Source organism: Streptomyces sp. NPDC033221, from assembly GCF_055577005.1.
Genome location: NZ_JBVIQN010000103.1, coordinates 1 through 1,073 on the forward strand (window position 1 = coordinate 1; position 1,073 = coordinate 1,073).

Below are 1,073 nucleotides of genomic sequence, written 5' to 3' on the forward strand. Positions count from 1 at the left end.
AGCTCCACCACCCGGCCGTGCGTCTCCGCGTCCCACCGGAACGGGACGACCGCGCCCCGATGGTCACCGGATGACGGACGCGAACGGTCGTACGGAAGCCTCAACCGCTCGGGTACGTCGCTCAGTTCCGCCCGCCAGAACTCGATCTGCCGGGTCACGTCGTCCAGCGCCTCGCGCTGCCACAGCGCGAAGTCCGCGTACTGCACCGGCAACGGGTCCCAGTCCGGCGATCCGCCCCCCAACCGTGCCTCGTACGCCGTCGACACATCCCGCCACAACGGCGCCAGGGACCACCCGTCCGCCGCGATGTGATGGACCAGGAGCACCAACACGGACTCGTCCCCGGGCCCACGGAACAGCTCGGCCCGGAACGGCGGTTCCGCCGCGAGGTCGAACGCGTGGCGCGCGGCGCGGCGTACCGCCCTCGCCGACGCGTCGGCGGACCCGTGCGCGACCGGTGTCCGGACCAGGAACGGTCCACGGGCCGGACGCACCACCTGGTACGGCTCGCCGTCCGCCGCCTCGGCGAACACCGTCCGCAGCACTTCATGCCGTGCCACCACGTCCCCCAGCGCCACATCCAGCGCCCCTGCGTCCACCGGGCCCCGCAGCCGCAACACCAGCGGCACGTTGTACGTGGCACTCGGGCCCGCCATACGGTGCAGCGTCCAGAGCCGCCGCTGCCCGGACGACAGCGGCACGCGGACGGGCCGGGGCAGCGGGCGGAGCGCCGGGCGCGGACGAACCGTGGGGGCGAGCCGGGTGGCCAGGGCGGCGGGGGTGGGTGTCTCGAAGACGGCACGGAGGTCGAGTTCCGCGCCCAGGACGGCGCGGACCCGGTTGACCAGCCGGGTGGCGAGCAGCGAATGGCCGCCGAGCGCGAAGAAACCGTCCTCCGGCCGGGCTTCGGGCACGCCTAGCACTTCGGCGAAGAGGCCGCACAGTACCTCTTCCTCGGGGGTGCGGGGCGCGCGTCCGGCCGGTGCCGGGGTGAAACCGGGATCGGGCAGGGCGCGCCGGTCGAGCTTGCCGCCGGCCGTCAACGGAAGCGCGTCCAGAGGGACGACGGCAGC

General features: G+C 74.2%; 1 protein-coding gene. It reads right to left on the reverse strand.

Features of this window, described 5'->3' with window-relative positions:
- Positions 1-1,073: condensation domain-containing protein (locus tag ACZ53K_RS42715; protein WP_468848557.1), on the reverse strand; the 1,073-nt coding region annotated here is incomplete at both ends.